Source organism: Paenisporosarcina sp. TG20 (assembly GCF_000286315.1).
Classification (GTDB): domain Bacteria; phylum Bacillota; class Bacilli; order Bacillales_A; family Planococcaceae; genus Paenisporosarcina.
This window is the reverse complement of the sequence record NZ_ALJG01000344.1, coordinates 1-16,166: the sequence shown is the minus strand read 5'-3', so window position 1 is coordinate 16,166 and position 16,166 is coordinate 1. Positions and strand designations below refer to the sequence as shown.

14 protein-coding genes and 1 pseudogene are annotated in these 16,166 nt (G+C 39.6%); 14 read left to right on the top strand and 1 reads right to left on the bottom strand.

Translation table 11 applies throughout. From position 1 onward, the window contains the following. The first annotated feature begins 70 nt into the window (after positions 1-70). The 4 genes from ftsH (at position 71) to B371_RS0116035 (ending at position 4,874) form a co-directional block, all read left to right on the top strand. The gene (gene ftsH / locus B371_RS0116050; protein WP_019415330.1) at positions 71-2,080 is read left to right on the top strand and encodes an ATP-dependent zinc metalloprotease FtsH; all 2,010 of its coding nucleotides are present in this window, start codon (positions 71-73) and stop codon (positions 2,078-2,080) included. Between the two features lie 209 nt (positions 2,081-2,289). After that, complete coding sequence (locus B371_RS0116045; protein WP_019415329.1) at positions 2,290-3,054, top strand: type III pantothenate kinase; 765 nt, start codon at positions 2,290-2,292, stop codon at positions 3,052-3,054. A 16-nt stretch (positions 3,055-3,070) separates the two neighbouring features. Further along, entirely contained in the window at positions 3,071-3,952 is an 882-nt protein-coding gene (gene hslO / locus B371_RS0116040; protein ID WP_019415328.1) for an Hsp33 family molecular chaperone HslO, read from the top strand. Next, on the top strand, positions 3,936-4,874 hold the full coding sequence (locus B371_RS0116035) for a peptidyl-prolyl cis-trans isomerase (RefSeq protein WP_019415327.1): 939 nt from the start codon (positions 3,936-3,938) through the stop codon (positions 4,872-4,874). Before hslO ends, B371_RS0116035 begins: the two co-directional genes overlap by 17 nt. 468 nt (positions 4,875-5,342) lie before the next feature. On the opposite strand, the pseudogene B371_RS21960 reads toward B371_RS0116035, so the two are convergent. After that, positions 5,343-6,620, bottom strand: a pseudogene (locus tag B371_RS21960) (ISL3 family transposase). A gap of 538 nt (positions 6,621-7,158) precedes the next feature. Here B371_RS21960 and cysK point away from each other — a divergent pair. The 10 genes from cysK to lysS all read left to right on the top strand — a co-directional run bounded on the left by cysK (position 7,159) and on the right by lysS (position 15,840). After that, a complete protein-coding gene (gene cysK / locus B371_RS0116020; protein ID WP_019415324.1) occupies positions 7,159-8,088 on the top strand; it encodes a cysteine synthase A in 930 nt (309 codons plus the stop codon). A gap of 136 nt (positions 8,089-8,224) precedes the next feature. Further along, positions 8,225-9,655, top strand: a complete 1,431-nt coding sequence (locus B371_RS0116015; RefSeq protein WP_019415323.1) for an anthranilate synthase component I family protein — start codon at positions 8,225-8,227, stop codon at positions 9,653-9,655. Further along, positions 9,639-10,232 (top strand): aminodeoxychorismate/anthranilate synthase component II, encoded by a 594-nt coding sequence (gene pabA / locus B371_RS0116010; protein WP_019415322.1) that lies wholly within the window; start codon positions 9,639-9,641, stop codon positions 10,230-10,232. Before B371_RS0116015 ends, pabA begins: the two co-directional genes overlap by 17 nt. After that, positions 10,232-11,080 carry an aminodeoxychorismate lyase gene (gene pabC, locus B371_RS0116005; RefSeq protein ID WP_019415321.1) on the top strand — a complete coding sequence of 283 codons (849 nt, stop codon included), beginning with the start codon at positions 10,232-10,234 and terminating at the stop codon, positions 11,078-11,080. The genes pabA and pabC overlap by 1 nt, the downstream gene beginning before the upstream one ends. Continuing rightward, entirely contained in the window at positions 11,077-11,928 is an 852-nt protein-coding gene (folP, locus tag B371_RS0116000; RefSeq protein ID WP_019415320.1) for a dihydropteroate synthase, read from the top strand. Before pabC ends, folP begins: the two co-directional genes overlap by 4 nt. A 13-nt stretch (positions 11,929-11,941) precedes the next feature. Beyond that, positions 11,942-12,310 (top strand): dihydroneopterin aldolase, encoded by a 369-nt coding sequence (gene folB, locus B371_RS0115995; RefSeq protein WP_019415319.1) that lies wholly within the window; start codon positions 11,942-11,944, stop codon positions 12,308-12,310. After that, positions 12,307-12,825, top strand: a complete 519-nt coding sequence (folK, locus tag B371_RS0115990) for a 2-amino-4-hydroxy-6-hydroxymethyldihydropteridine diphosphokinase (RefSeq protein ID WP_019415318.1) — start codon at positions 12,307-12,309, stop codon at positions 12,823-12,825. Before folB ends, folK begins: the two co-directional genes overlap by 4 nt. After that, complete coding sequence (locus B371_RS0115985) at positions 12,777-12,989, top strand: helix-turn-helix domain-containing protein (protein WP_019415317.1); 213 nt, start codon at positions 12,777-12,779, stop codon at positions 12,987-12,989. The genes folK and B371_RS0115985 overlap by 49 nt, the downstream gene beginning before the upstream one ends. Positions 12,990-13,006: 17 nt before the next feature. Then, entirely contained in the window at positions 13,007-14,032 is a 1,026-nt protein-coding gene (gene dusB, locus B371_RS0115980) for a tRNA dihydrouridine synthase DusB (RefSeq protein ID WP_019415316.1), read from the top strand. A gap of 317 nt (positions 14,033-14,349) precedes the next feature. Further along, the gene (gene lysS, locus B371_RS0115975; protein WP_019415315.1) at positions 14,350-15,840 is read left to right on the top strand and encodes a lysine--tRNA ligase; all 1,491 of its coding nucleotides are present in this window, start codon (positions 14,350-14,352) and stop codon (positions 15,838-15,840) included. Positions 15,841-16,166: the final 326 nt, after the last annotated feature.

Genomic DNA, 16,166 nt, shown 5'->3' with positions numbered 1-16,166 from the left:
ATTGTACCCTTTTTTATGCTTATGATAAGCTTACCTATAGTTTTTCTGTATATTTTGGAGGAGGTTCGGGATGAATCGAATATTTCGATACACCATATTTTATTTATTAATTTTCCTCGTAATAATAGGGATTTTTGGAACGTTTAATAGCGGGCAAGAACCAACCAAAGATGTCAATTATGGCGAGTTTATTACGGCTTTAGAAGGTGGGAATGTAAGTGAACTCACTATACAGCCGGATGCAGGAGTTTTTGAAGTTAGAGGTAAAATGAATGATTATAAAGAAGACGAAGAATTCGTCACAATTATTCCTCCCAATAACCAGGATCTTCAAGCAAAAATCGACAACGCTATACAAACGACGGATATCAAAATTTTAAAAGCACCTGAAACAAGCGGCTGGGTGCAATTCTTTACTGGCTTAATTCCATTCATCATCATCTTCATCCTGTTCTTCTTCTTATTGAACCAGTCTCAGGGTGGCGGCGGAAATCGAGTGATGAATTTCGGGAAAAGTAAAGCGAAATTATATGACACAGAAAAGAAAAAAGTTAGTTTTAATGATGTAGCTGGTGCTGACGAAGAGAAACAAGAACTTATCGAAGTAGTTGAATTCTTGAAAGACCCTCGTAAGTTTGAAGCTATAGGTGCTCGTATTCCTAAAGGGATTCTGCTCGTAGGTCCTCCGGGAACTGGTAAGACCTTGCTTGCTCGTGCAGTAGCAGGAGAGGCTGGTGTACCTTTCTTCTCTATTAGTGGATCTGACTTTGTTGAAATGTTTGTTGGTGTCGGTGCATCTCGTGTGCGTGACCTTTTCGGGAACGCCAAGAAAAATGCACCATGTATTATCTTTATCGATGAAATTGATGCTGTTGGTCGTCAACGAGGAGCAGGTCTTGGTGGCGGTAACGATGAGCGTGAACAAACGTTAAATCAGTTACTAGTTGAAATGGATGGTTTCGGTCCAAACGAAGGTATCATTATCATCGCTGCAACGAATCGTCCAGATATTCTAGATCCAGCACTTCTTCGTCCAGGACGTTTTGACCGTCAAATTTCGGTGGGACGCCCAGATGTTAAAGGTCGTGAGGAAGTCCTAAGAGTACATGCACGTAACAAACCTTTAGATGAGCATGTGGATCTAAAAGCAGTTGCACAAAGAACGCCAGGGTTCTCTGGTGCTGATTTGGAAAACCTGCTAAACGAAGCGGCTTTAGTAGCTGCTCGTCGTAATAAGACAAAAATTGATATGCTTGATATTGATGAAGCGACTGACCGTGTTATTGCAGGGCCTGCTAAAACAGGCAAAGTAATTTCTGCTAAAGAACGTAAAATTGTTGCCTACCACGAAGCTGGGCACGTCGTAATTGGTTTAACTTTAGATGATGCAGAGATTGTTCATAAAGTAACCATTGTTCCTCGTGGTCAAGCTGGCGGTTATGCCGTTATGTTACCTAAAGAAGATCGTTACTTCATGACTAAACCAGAACTATTAGATAAAATTTCTGGTTTACTTGGTGGACGCGTGGCTGAAGATGTCGTCTTCGGTGAAGTATCAACGGGTGCACATAATGATTTCCAACGTGCAACGAGCATTGCTAGAAGTATGGTAACTGAATACGGTATGAGTGATAAACTTGGACCGTTGCAGTTTGGTACAGCTCAAGGCGGAAATGTTTTCTTAGGTCGTGACTTTAATTCTGAACAAAATTATTCTGATGCGATAGCATATGAAATTGACCAAGAAATGCAGCGTATGATTAAGGAACAATATGCCCGTACAAAAGAAATTTTGACGGAAAAAGTAGAGTTACTTGAGCTTATTGCTAAAACACTTCTTGAAGTGGAAACGTTGGATGCTGGACAAATTATGCACCTGAAAGAACATGGTACTTTACCAGTTCGTCCGGTTGCTTCAATTGAAGCAACTCCAGAAAAGAAAATTGATGCAGATACGGAAAAGGTTGACGAAGTAACTCCAGATGTTACAGGAGCTCCTAACGATCCATCAATTAGTGATTTACCTGAGGAAGAAACGACAGGTAAACCCACAGGTGACATCAACGAAAATCGAAAATAATAAATAAACTATGAAAACTGATTGACTCCCACAGTGGAAGTCAATCAGTTTTTTTATCCACTAAATATGGTATGATGACTTTTGAAATAGTACAAGTTAGCTTGACAGCAAATATGAAATTTTAGAGGTATAAAGTTCACTTGGTTGAGTTGGTGAACACAAGAATACTCCAATATAGTAGAAAAAAATTAAATTTGCGAGGTACAACTATGATACTTGTTTTGGATATAGGAAATACGAATATTGTCCTTGGTGTTTATCACAACGATAAACTTATTCATCATTGGCGCATGGAAACCGATCGTTATAAAACAGAAGATGAGTATGGCATGCAAGTAAAGTCTTTGTTTAACCATGCAGAGATTGATTTTAGCCAAATTAAAGGGATTGCTATTTCGTCAGTTGTTCCACCCATTATGTTTGCGTTAGAACGTATGTGTCAAAAGTATTTTGGCCTTAAACCTCTCGTTGTAGGTCCAGGAGTGAAAACGGGCTTAAATATTAAATATGAAAACCCTCGTGAAGTAGGAGCGGACCGTATCGTTAATGCGGTGGCGGCTATAGAAGAGTATGGAACTCCTTTAATTATTGTTGATTTTGGAACGGCCACAACGTATTGCTACATAAATGAAAATGGGGAATACATGGGTGGTGCAATAGCGCCCGGTATTGGTATTTCTATCGAAGCGCTATTTGCAAAAGCATCCAAATTGCCACGTATTGAACTAACCAAACCTGAAAATGTGATTGGGAGAAATACGGTTTCAGCGATGCAGGCAGGTATTGTTTTTGGATATGTTGGTCAAGTTGAAGGTATTGTTTCACGTATGAAGGCGCAAAGTAATAGGAAGCCCACTGTCATTGCAACAGGAGGAATGGCAAGTTTAATTGCAGCAGAAACAACAATGATTGATTCAATAGATCCATACCTAACTTTAAAAGGATTGTACATAATATACGAACTCAATCAATAAGAAAAGAGGGGTAACAATGAATGATTACTTAGTAAGAGCCCTTGCGTTTGAAGGAAAAGTACGCGCATATTCTGTTTGTACAACGGAAACAGTTGGAGAAGCGCAACAACGCCATGAGACTTGGCCAACTGCATCAGCTGCTCTAGGTCGCTCGATGACTGCAGGTGTCATGATGGGTGCTATGCTAAAAGGAGAAGACAAGATTACGGTTAAAGTTGAAGGAAACGGACCAATTGGACCTATTATTGTCGATAGCAATTCAAAGGGCGAAGTGCGCGGATACGTTTCAAAACCCCAAACTCACTTTGATCTGAATGAACACGGAAAGTTAGATGTACGTCGTGCGGTTGGGACAGAAGGCTTATTAACGGTTGTTAAGGATCTTGGGATGCGCGATTTCTTTACAGGATCAGTACCTATTGTTTCAGGTGAATTAGGCGAAGACTTCACGTATTATTTTGCGGCTTCAGAACAAATCCCTACTTCTGTAGGTTTAGGAGTTCTAGTTAATCCGGATAATACAATTTTAGCGGCTGGTGGATTTATTATCCAATTAATGCCAGGAATTGAAGATGCAACGATTTCGATTATCGAACAAAAACTAAGTTTCATGGAGCCAGTTTCTAAATTAATCGCCAGAGGTTTAACGCCTGAAGAATTATTGCAAGAGATATTAGGGATTGAAAACGTTCAAATTCTAGATCGAATGCCCGTAACGTTTGATTGTAATTGTTCAAAAGAACGTTTCGGTGCTGCGATTATGGGATTAGGTGAAGCTGAAATTCAAGAAATGATTGAAGAAGATGGTAAAGCGGAAGCTCAATGTCATTTTTGTATGGAAATGTATGACTATTCGCAAGAAGAATTGGAATCTATAATTGATGAAATCAAATCATAACGGAGGAGGTCGGCCACTAGATGGTCGACCCACAAAGAGGAGATTGAAAACAAAGCCAATCCTTATTCTCTTAGCACTATTGCTATTGGGAAATTTATTATGGTTCATCGCTTGGGTGATTCCAAACGGACCGACTGGCAGTGGTGAAGAAGTGGCGTCAGTTGAAGGGGTTAGTATTACCCGTGAAGACTGGATGGTCGCTATGGAAGAGCAGTATGGAAAAGCTACATTGTTAGAACTAGTTAATGCAAAAGTTATGGATACGGCAGCGCAAGAATACGATATTGAAGTAACAGATAAAGAAATAGATTTAGAGTTAGCTTTAATACGTTCTGCTCAAGATGGCGCGATTACAAATGTCCAGTCGCTTAACCAAGAGATAACACGTCAGAAATTACGTTCACAACTTATTTTGGATAAAGTCTTAACAAAAGATGTTGTGATAGAAGATGAGAAAGTCCAAACATTCTATAATGAAAATCAATCGCTTTATAATGTCCCTACTACTTTTCGAGCTAGTTTGATAGTCTTGCAGTCAGAATCAGACGCACAAGATGCAGTTAAGGAATTAGATAATGGATCGTCATTTGATGTATTAGCTCGTGAACTTTCTGTAGATATATCTTCAGGAAGTCTTGGTGGAGATATTGGATTTATATCGGAGGGTCAAGAGAACATAGACCCTGCGGTTGTAACCGCAGCAAGTAAACTAGAAGTGAATCAATGGAGTGATGCTGTTTCACTTGCAAATGGTAGATATGGTGTTGTTTTTGTTCAAGATATTGCAAAGGCACAAACATTCTCTTATGAAAATATAAAAGACCACATTAAGCGAGAATTGGCATTGGAGCAATTACCCCAATCTGTTTCGCCAGAAGCATTCTGGAGAGAGTTTAATACTAAATGGTTTTATGGGGAATAATTCCTAAAGGTCAAATAATGAATTTGAAACCGCCTTGTTCCCGCTCGTTCCTCTTAGCTACGCTTTCATGACCCACTTTGTGGTGGCCGAAGTGGAAGTGTTAGCTGGCGATAGAAACTAAAGAATGCTGGTTCTTTGTCAAATGACGTTGGTGAAGAATAGTAGCCAACCATAACTTAGTTATTGTCGGGCTATCCAAGAAGTCAGTAAAGCTGATTTTTTAGGATAGTCCTTTTTCATATACCTTCCATGTATCCCGTTGTTTTCCGTTCCAAATGGACGCTTTCCGCGGGCACGGCTTCAGCCTCCTCGTCGCGAAAAGCACGCTCCTGTGGGGTCTTCAGCTCGCGCTGTTCCCGCTGGAGTCGCCATCTTGCACTACAAACAACTAGTATTGCACTTATGAATTACATAAAAATAGACAAAAGACTTTCAAGCCTATTAAATTCTCATAAATGTTACGCAGCGTCAAAATGGGATTGTCCTTGTTCCTGCTGTTTTAACCGATGGTTTTAACTTGAAGTGTAACAGAATCCGTTTTCTATAGTTCTGGAATTTTCTATATCCATAGGCGACACGATTCAATACCTTGATCTTATTGTTGTTCCCTTCAATTCTTCCGTTATTGTAGGGGGAAATAAAACTGTTTTCTATAAATGGAAGATGTTTTCTCAACGTTTTTAAACTTATTCTCATATAATTTGAAATTGCAGATGGAACCGCATTTGTTAAACAGGACGATAGTGCTTCGAAGTCCTTATTTGCCATGGATTCCATTAATTCTTAATAAAGTTCATAGTTTGCTTTTAGTACAGGATCATAATGTAACATTTCATCTACAATACTTTGCCCTGTACGTTGGCCAAACAATGGATAATACTTATATTCTACGCTGGATAGATCTGAACGTTTTTTTAATAATAGCTTCCAATAACGCTTAAGGCGACGGTATTTCTTCATATCGTCCCCATTGGACATTCTTAGCTGATTCATGACCTGAATACGACATTTATTCATAGAGCGATTAATCAGTTGAACCAGATGGAATCGGTCAATGATAATTTTCGCCCGTGGAAACACACTTACATAACCCGCATTCATATCAATTGTTACGGTTTCCACATGTTGACGGTCAGTCAAACTGTAGTTCACAATAAAGTGATTCTTAATCGTAAGATTATCTCGTCTATCTAGGATATTCAATATGTCGCCTGATTCCGCATTTATATATTCGAAGGCCATTTCACCTTTTGCGTATTTGAACTCATCAAAAGAAAGGTGCTTAGGTAGTGCCTTGTAGTGTGGGATAAATTGTTTTACGGCTTGATTAATTTGCCGATGAACGGTTGCGGGTGATACTGAACAATCCCTCGCGATAGACCTAAGCAACTGTGCTTCAGCAGACTTTAATATGACTTGTGCTTTTACATTTTGTGAGATAAAACAATTCCGTTGAACAATCGGTGTTTTAGCGGTAAAACTACTTTGACAGGCTTGGCACATGAAACGTTGTTTCTGTAGAAGTATGTAAGTTGGATTTATACCCGTAATGGGTAAGGTAATTCTTGATAATTGTGTCCCGTTTTTATAGACTGTAAAGTCGATGTTTTTTACACCGCATTTCACACAATGTGTGGGAGTATAGGTTAACTTTCCGAAAATATATTTACACCGTTTGCCTTTATAGGTTCCTTCTTTTACACAATCTTCATCAAAAATAATGTTTGGGTCTTTAATATCAAGCAAAGTTTTATTATTATTAGAACACGACAAGTGAATTTCCTCCTGAATGATGGTTTTGGTCGACTTTGATTCTACAGGGAATTTCACTTGTTTTCTTTATATATAAAGGGAATTTTTCTTACCCAGACCCTCCAGCTGATTGAAGTGGAAAGCGGCGACTCCAGCGGGAACAGCGCGAGCTGAAGACCCTGGACTGAGCGCAGCGAGGGAAGCGGCTGAAGCCGTGCCCGCGGAAAGCGTCCGCTTGGAACGGAAACCTACATTATCCAATATATTTATAAAAAATGACGTTAGTGAAGATCCTCCTCGTCTCCCTTTAAAGGGAGGGGGATTTTCTTTCACCAACGTCAATTATTGTACAACCAGATTGCTAGATTTCCAGAACTAGACATAAAATGCGTAAAGTTACGTATTATAACAATATACTCAAGTAGTTTCTATGAATCATTTAGGAGCTGCTTTTTATTTGCGAAAAGTCACAACTATTGGTAGGATTAAGATAACAAAACCAATTAAACTACTAGGGATTAGGAGTGAGGAAATGACACGTATAGGTAATTCAGTCGCGGATTTAGTAGGGAAAACACCGATTGTGAAATTGAACCGTTTAACAGGGCCTGAAGATGCAGAGGTTTATTTAAAGTTAGAATTCTTTAACCCAAGCAGTAGTGTAAAAGACCGTATTGCTCTTTCGATGATAGAAGCGGGTGAGCGAGACGGGAAGTTAAAACAAGGGGACACGATTATTGAGCCGACAAGTGGTAACACTGGAATCGGTCTTGCAATGATCGCAGCGGCTAAAGGGTATAAAACTGTACTGGTTATGCCTGAAACGATGAGTATGGAGCGACGTAATTTGTTGCGAGCATACGGTGCGGACTTGGTGTTAACTCCAGGCCCGGATGGAATGAAAGGTGCAATTGCAAAAGCAACTGAACTAGCAGAAGAAAAAGGTTGGTTTATGCCCCAACAATTCAATAATCTATCAAATCCAGAAGTACATCGCTTAACAACAGGTCCAGAAATTGTAGAAGCTATGGATCAACTAGATGCTTTCATTTCCGGAATTGGTACGGGCGGTACGATTACTGGTGCAGGTGAAGTATTGAAAAACAACTTCCCGGGCATTGAAATTGTAGCAGTTGAACCTAAAGATTCGGCAGTTTTATCAGGTGGACAACCAGGACCTCATAAAATTCAAGGAATTGGCGCAGGTTTTGTGCCTGCAGTGTTAAATACTGATATTTACGATAGCGTCATTCAAGTTTCAAACGAAGATGCATATGAAACAGCACGTAGAGCAGCTCGTGAAGAAGGAATTTTAGGTGGCGTTTCATCAGGCGCAGCTTTATATGCAGCGTTAGAAGTGGCGCGCAGACTAGGTAAGGGTAAAAAAGTTTTAGCTATTCTTCCTTCAAATGGAGAACGTTATTTAAGTACACCTCTATACCAGTTTGACGAAAATAAATAGTAGATATTGCGATAAACGTACAAGAAAAAACACAGCTAGCGCCTTTATTGGTGTTAGCTGTGTTTTTGTAGTGGCGTTTAACTAGTCATTCACGATAAGATAAAGGCAATACTGTTTTTTCAGGGGGAAACCGAACGTGCATGATGTTCAATTGCATACCATTAAAACTTCATTGAATAAAGATGAATTTTATTATGCGTATAAAGAGTTAACACGTGTTGAATCTCATCACATCTTGATGGAAAGTGGTCGTGGGGGTCAATTTAGCGTAGCTTCTTGGAATCCGTTGGCTATTATAGAATCGATTGAAGAAGGATTACGTATCAAGTGGCGCAATGGGAAAGTAGAAGAAAGACACGGAGAATCATTACAATTAGTCGAAGAATTAGTAGCGGAGTATCAATTCGCACATATCTCCAATTTACCCGATTTCCAAGGTGGAGCGGCTGGATTTATTACTTACGACTATGTACGCCAAATTGAATCACTTCCAAATAATACGGAAGACGATCTACATATTCCGGATTTATTTTTTTACTTGCTTGATCATTGGGCAGTTTTAGATATAGAAAACGAAAGTGTGCATATCATGCACACTTCGACAGTTGATGTTAATTTGGAAGCAGAATGTGAAAAGTGGCAACAAGCTGCTAAGTTAGGTTTAGAGTCAAGACTATTTTCTTCAGGTGATGCAACAGAGGTACTTGAAGATGACATAGAAATACAAGTCTCAATGACGGGTCCAACATTCGAAGATGCTGTAAGACAAGTTCAAACATATATTAGTCAAGGTGATGTGTTCCAAGTGAACTTATCGGTGCGGCAATCGAAAGCGCTATCAGTTTCACCAGTCACGTACTATGAAGCGTTGCGTTCATTTAACCCTTCACCTTACATGGCGTATATTCAATCACCTGATTTTGCAGTTGTATCAGGGTCTCCCGAATTGTTAGTAAAGAAAAAGGGTGATGAATTATCAACTCGTCCAATTGCCGGTACACGTCCTCGTGGAAACAATGAAGAAGAAGATGCGCTACTTGCGAAAGAATTAATCGATAATGAAAAAGAACGTGCTGAACATGTCATGTTGGTTGATTTAGAGCGCAATGATCTAGGCCGTGTATCTAAGTATGGTTCTGTTGAAGTGAATGAGTTCATGGTTATCGAAAAATATTCGCATGTGATGCATATTGTATCGAACGTTCGAGGAATACTTGCTAAAAACACTTCAAATACGGACGTCATTCGCGCTACGTTTCCGGGCGGGACCATCACAGGAGCACCCAAAATTAGGACAATGGAAATTATTGAAGAACTTGAACCAGTAAGACGTGGTTTATATACAGGCTCTATCGGGTGGCTTGGTTTTACGGGTGATTTGGAATTCAACATCGTTATTCGTACAGCATATGTGCAAAATGGAATAGCACATATACAAGCTGGAGCGGGTATCGTTATTGATTCAGATCCCGCAAATGAGTACACCGAATCGTTAAACAAAGCAAAAGCGCTTTGGCAAGCAAAAGCAATGGCAGAGGGTGTGACCAAACATGATTTTAATGATTGATAACTACGATTCATTTACTTATAATTTAGTTCAATATTTTGGTGAACTAGGCGAAGAGTTAGTGGTTAAACGAAATGATGAACTAACGATGAAAGAAATTGAGTCGTTAAATCCAGAAATGATTATTATCTCTCCTGGGCCATGTACGCCAAATGAAGCGGGTATTAGCCTAGAGGTTGTAACTCACTTTGCTGGACTGATTCCAATTTTTGGTGTTTGTCTTGGTCATCAATCAATTGGACAAGCATTCGGTGGTAATGTCGTTCGTGCTGAGCGTTTAATGCATGGGAAAACATCGCCGGTTCATCATGATGGCAAAGGAGTAAACACTGGAATGCCAAATCCATTTCTAGCAACTCGATATCATTCTTTAATTGTTGAGAAGGAATCTCTTCCTGATTGTTTAGAAGTAACTTCGTGGACTGCAGCAGGTGAGATTATGGGGCTTCGTCATCGTGAGCTCCCAATTGAAGGTGTTCAATACCACCCAGAATCGATTCTGACAGAACAAGGAAAACAGTTGATTCGCAATTTCATTGATACTTATTGCCACATGGCAAAGAAGCAGGAAGTATAGTGTGGGCTTGGATGAACGGAGAGTTTATAAAAGCAGAAGAGCTACGTATTTCTCCTTTTGATCACGGTTTTTTATATGGGTTAGGCTTTTTTGAAACTTTTCGTACGTATGAGGGGCACCCTTTCTTGCTCGAAGACCATGTTCTTCGAATGCAAAATGCACTAGATGAATTTCGGATTGATCACCAATTAAATACGAATACGTTATACCCACTTATATGTGAATTAACTAAGCTAAGCGGTGGAGGAGATGGTTATTTTCGGTTAAATATTTCGGCGGGTGTCCATGATATTGGTTTAGCGCCAACTGTATACGAAAATCCTACCATCATCTTGTTTCGAAAAGACTTGCCATTCATCATACGAGGTAAAGAAAAAACCGCGATGTGGTTAAAAACTCGGCGTAATACACCGGAGAGTGAAAACCGTCACAAATCACATCACTATGCAAACAATGTACATGCACGTTTAGAATTGTCTTCACTTGCCGAGCAAGAAGGATTCTTTTTGACAAAAGAGGGACATGTGGCCGAAGGTATTACATCAAATGTTTTTTGGACCAACAAAGGTGTACTTTATACACCATCACTAGACGCGGGAATATTAGCTGGAATTACACGCGACTGGGTCATCAAAAAAGCTAATGTATTCGGCATTAAGGTAGTAGAAGGTTTATTTACACAAGACGTGTTAGAAGCTGCTGACGAAGTATTTGTAACAAATGCCGTACAAGAGTTGGTTCCAATTAGTCAGGTTGAATCAACTCATTTTCAAGGGAAAGCTGGATTGATCTATCAGCAATTACACGAACTTTACGTTGAGCAGGCGGGCAGGGAGCGACAGAAGTGAATTTAAAAAACTATACAAAACCATTTGAAGTGAATGGAAAGGTATTTGATTTTCATAATGAAACAATTGTCATGGGAATATTAAATGTCACACCAGACTCTTTCTCAGATGGGGGAAAATTTAACGTTGTTGAATCTGCCGTCATTCATGCGAAGAAAATGGTTGCAGACGGTGCAAGAATAATTGATGTAGGGGGAGAATCAACTCGTCCTGGTCATGCTGCAGTGGGTCTGGAGGAAGAATTATCCCGTGTCATACCTATCATAGAAGCATTATCACGCGAGTTAGATGTAGCTATTTCAATTGATACCTATAAAGCTAAAGTGGCGGAGGCGTCAATACGGGCTGGTGCACATATTATTAATGATGTATGGGGAGCAAGACGAGAACCTGCCATAGCCGAAGTAGCTGCAAGACTTGGCGTACCTATTTTACTGATGCATAACAAGAAAGAAACGAAGTACACAGATTTCTGGCTAGATGTCCGTAGGGATTTAGAAGAAAGTGTGCAAATCGCGAAAGATGCAGGAGTACCAAATCATCATATCTGGTTAGACCCTGGCATTGGATTTGGTAAAACCATCCATCATAATATTTTAATGATGCAACATTTATCAGACCTCGTGGAGATGGGCTATCCTGTGTTACTTGGAACATCGCGCAAGTCAATTGTGGGTAAAGTATTAGACCTTCCTGTCTCACAACGCTTAGAAGGAACTGCTGCAACAGTTTCTTTCGGCATCATGCAGGGGTGTCATATGATGAGAGTACATGATGTGAAAGAAATTGTCCGCACTGTCCGCATGATGGACGTACTTACGAGTAAAAAGAAATATATAGAACGTTAAGGGGGCAAGGGGAATGGATTATATTCATGTAAACGAAATGGAATTCTGGGGGAATCATGGTGTGTTTCCTGAAGAAACAAAACTTGGTCAACGATTCCGTGTCACACTATCGCTTGCTGTGGATTTACAAGAAGCTGGTCAAACAGACGATTTAGAGAAAACCGTTAACTATGCAGAGGCGTTTTTCATATGTCAAAAAATTGTTGAAGGTGAACCAGCGAAGTTGGTGGAGACTGTTGCAGAACGAATTGCAACTGAGATTCTATCCACTTATAAAGATCTTGTTAAAGGGTGTAAGGTTATAGTAATTAAACCAGACCCTCCAATTCCGGGTCATTATCGTTCAATAGCTGTCGAGATTACGAGAGGTAAGTTTGCATGAATACCGCCTACCTATCGTTAGGATCGAATCTTGGTGGTCGTTTAGAAATGTTACAAGATGCCGTAAGAATGTTGCAACAGCAGGCAGACTTAGAAGTAACCCGAATTTCATCTATTTATGAAACAGATCCCGTTGGGTATACTGACCAAGCGGCATTTTTAAATATGGTTGTAGAAATAAAAAGTAAATTGTCTGCGAAAGAGATACTTACTATTTGTTTAGAAACAGAACAAAACCTAGGTAGAATACGGGAATTTCGTTGGGGACCAAGATGTATTGACCTTGACATCTTACTCTATAACAATGATAATATAGAGTCGAGTAAACTTACTATCCCTCATCCGCGAATGCATGAGCGAGGTTTTGTTCTCGTACCTTTACTTGAATTAGTGGCTGATAGTATTCATCCAGTAACGGGAGTCCCTTTTTGGAAGTATGAAGAAGTACAGAAAGAAGGCGTTCGTGTATGGAAAGTAATCGCTGGGGTCGACGCATTCGTGCATTTAGAAAATTAAAAGCGATGAAGCAACTCGATTTGTCCAAAGAAATAGGCATGTCTACATCGATATTAGGTCAAATCGAGCGTGGAACTCGAGTACCGACACAAGAACAATTAGAGACAATAGCATCCGTGCTTCATATAAAGGTAGAAGAGTTAATGGGTAAAACCTATATATAAGGAAAGGAGAGGAAATCATGACAAAGATGAGTGATAAGTCGTTTCAAATTGGCAACCACATAATGGATAACCGAGTAGTTTTAGCGCCGATGGCTGGTATTTGTAACTCGGCATTCCGATTGACGGTTAAAGAGTTTGGTGCGGGACTTGTTTATGCAGAGATGATTAGTGATAAAGGAATAGTGAATAAAAACGCAAGAACATTAAACATGTTGTACATTGACGAGAGAGAAAACCCGTTGTCTTTACAAATTTTTGGTGGCGACAAGGATACGCTTGTTGAAGCGGCGAAATATGTTGACCAAAATACGAATGCCGATATTATTGATATCAATATGGGATGTCCCGTTTCGAAGATTATTAAATGTGAAGCGGGCGCAAAGTTGTTACTAGATCCTGAAAAAATTTACGAGATGGTAGCGACTGTTGTGGATAACGTTAAAAAACCTGTCAGTGTAAAAATGCGTACAGGCTGGGATTTAGATCATTTATATGCAGTTGAAAACGCGCAAGCAATTGAACGTGCTGGTGGTTCAGCGGTAGCAGTTCATGGGCGTACGCGTGTGCAAATGTATGAAGGACATGCTGACTGGGATATCATTCGTCAAGTGAAAGAAAGCGTCAATATTCCTGTTATCGGCAATGGTGATGTAGAAACACCTCAAGATGCGAAGCGCATGTTAGAGGAAACAGGTGTTGATGCTGTCATGATTGGCCGCGCCGCCTTAGGTGACCCTTGGATGATTTACCGTACTGTAGAATACTTGGAGTCTGGAGAATTAAGACCTGAACCATCTGTTCGCGAGAAGATGGATGTATGTTTACTTCACTTTGAACGTTTAGTTGCACTGAAAGGTGAAAACATTGCTGTTCGAGAAATGCGTAAGCATGCTTCATGGTATTTAAAAGGCATCCGTGGAAACGGAATAGCACGTAACTTAATTAACCAAACAGAATCCGCACTAGAATTACGGACATTCATCAACAACTTTGCAGACGAGCAAATGGCTTTAGGTCGTGAACTTGAAGCTAGTGTTATATAAAGAAGGTCTGGGGGGAGCTGTCACTTTTGATGATAGCTCCCCTTTGTACATATAAGAATTCCCTCAGAGTTAAGTGACTTCTATATATTTACTGGAAAAGCACCTTATACGTGAAGACAGTTGTTAATTTGTGTACAATAGGTTCATTATAAATAACTAGAGATGGAGTTAGAAAAGTATTTTCTTTTCACCTATTTTTACAAAAAATTGATGTTCCCTTCAGATGTAGGTAAGGTAGAATATGGACTAACCGTGCTTTATTAGCTTTCTGTATATGAATAAACCGAGTTATTACAAGGAAATGGAGTGAAATGAATATGTCTCAAGTAGAAGAGTTAAATGATCAAATTTTGGTGAGACGCCAAAAGATGACTTCAATAAAAGAAAGTGGTATTGATCCATTTGGTAGCCGCTTTGAACGTACACATTTATCAAAAGGAATTCTTGGGGAATTTGAAAAGTTTTCAAATGAATCATTAGATGAAGAACTACAAGAAGTAACAATTGCAGGAAGAATCATGACAAAGCGCGGAAAAGGGAAAGCGGGATTCGCACATCTTCAAGATTCTGAGGGGCAAATTCAAATTTACGTACGTAAAGATATAATTGGTGAAGAAGCCTATCACTTATTTACTTCATCAGACTTAGGCGATATCGTCGGCGTTCGTGGTAACGTTTTCCGTACACAAGTGGGCGAGCTCTCGGTTAAAGCGACTGAATTTACGTTTTTAACAAAAGCACTACGTCCAATGCCGGAAAAATTCCATGGCCTTAAAGATGTTGAACAACGATACCGTCAACGTTACTTAGACTTAATTTCAAGTCAAGAAAGTAAAGATACATTTATTACACGTAGCCGGATCATTCAGTCAATGCGTCGTTACCTGGATGCACAAGGATTCCTGGAAGTGGAAACTCCACTTATGCATTCTATCGCAGGTGGAGCTTCCGCCCGCCCGTTTGTCACACATCATAATGCATTAGATATGACATTATATATGCGCATTGCAATTGAACTACACTTAAAACGATTAATCGTTGGAGGTCTTGAAAAAGTTTATGAAATCGGACGTGTATTCCGAAATGAAGGGATATCAACACGCCACAATCCGGAATTCACTATGCTTGAGTTATATGAAGCATATGCAGATTACAATGACATCATGGAGTTAACCGAAGAAGTAATTGCCCATGTCGCACTAGATGTACTTGGGACAACGAAACTAATGTATGGAGAAGATGAAATTGATTTATCACCTGGATGGAAACGACTACACATGGCAGATGCGGTCAAAGAAGTAACGGGTGTAGATTTCTGGGAACGAGTGACAAGGGAAGAAGCACATGCTTTTGCAAAAGAACACGGTGTAGACGTAAAACCTTCTATGGAAGCTGGACATATTCTAAACGAATTCTTTGAACAAAAAGTCGAAGAGTCATTAGTTCAACCTACATTCATTTACGGTCACCCTGTGGAAATTTCCCCACTAGCAAAGAAAAATCCGGAAGACGGTCGCTTTACAGATCGCTTCGAGTTGTTTATCGTGCGTCGTGAACACGCAAACGCCTTCACTGAATTAAACGATCCAATTGATCAACGTGAACGATTTGAAGCGCAACTTGTTGAAAAAGAAGCGGGTAATGATGAAGCACATGAGATGGACGATGACTTTATTGAGGCTCTTGAATATGGAATGCCTCCAACAGGAGGACTCGGTATTGGGATTGATCGATTAATTATGTTGTTAACAAACTCACCTTCAATTCGTGATGTACTGTTATTCCCGCAAATGCGAAACCGTGATTAAGGAAATAAAAGAAGCTAGAAGAGATTCTAGCTCCTTTTACTTTTATCAAAAAAGACTTGCATTTCTACTGTAAATTGTGGTATATTAATCAAGTTGCTATTTTGATGGCAACATAGTGAATGAAAATAGTTAAAACTTTTCATTGACATGAAGATGATAATTTGATATGATATTAAAGTCGCCAAAACGAGCGGCACGCCAAATGAACCTTGAAAACTGAACAGCAAAACGTCAACTATTAAAGTCTTAAACACTAGATGTTTAAGCAAAACGTTTTCTTCCGCCGACACCTGTTGGTATTGAAAACAACTTGAACTTAAACGTTC

What these genes read in the sequence shown, in the direction of transcription:
- cysK (WP_019415324.1), top strand. Translation starts at nt 7,159, where the DNA reads ATGACACGTATAGGTAATTCAGTCGCGGATTTAGTAGGGAAAACACCG.
- dusB (WP_019415316.1), top strand. Translation starts at nt 13,007, where the DNA reads ATGACAAAGATGAGTGATAAGTCGTTTCAAATTGGCAACCACATAATG.
- ftsH (WP_019415330.1), top strand. Translation starts at nt 71, where the DNA reads ATGAATCGAATATTTCGATACACCATATTTTATTTATTAATTTTCCTC.
- lysS (WP_019415315.1), top strand. Translation starts at nt 14,350, where the DNA reads ATGTCTCAAGTAGAAGAGTTAAATGATCAAATTTTGGTGAGACGCCAA.
- folB (WP_019415319.1), top strand. Translation starts at nt 11,942, where the DNA reads ATGGATTATATTCATGTAAACGAAATGGAATTCTGGGGGAATCATGGT.
- folK (WP_019415318.1), top strand. Translation starts at nt 12,307, where the DNA reads ATGAATACCGCCTACCTATCGTTAGGATCGAATCTTGGTGGTCGTTTA.
- B371_RS0115985 (WP_019415317.1), top strand. Translation starts at nt 12,777, where the DNA reads ATGGAAAGTAATCGCTGGGGTCGACGCATTCGTGCATTTAGAAAATTA.
- B371_RS0116035 (WP_019415327.1), top strand. Translation starts at nt 3,936, where the DNA reads ATGAAATCAAATCATAACGGAGGAGGTCGGCCACTAGATGGTCGACCC.
- B371_RS0116045 (WP_019415329.1), top strand. Translation starts at nt 2,290, where the DNA reads ATGATACTTGTTTTGGATATAGGAAATACGAATATTGTCCTTGGTGTT.
- pabA (WP_019415322.1), top strand. Translation starts at nt 9,639, where the DNA reads ATGATTTTAATGATTGATAACTACGATTCATTTACTTATAATTTAGTT.
- hslO (WP_019415328.1), top strand. Translation starts at nt 3,071, where the DNA reads ATGAATGATTACTTAGTAAGAGCCCTTGCGTTTGAAGGAAAAGTACGC.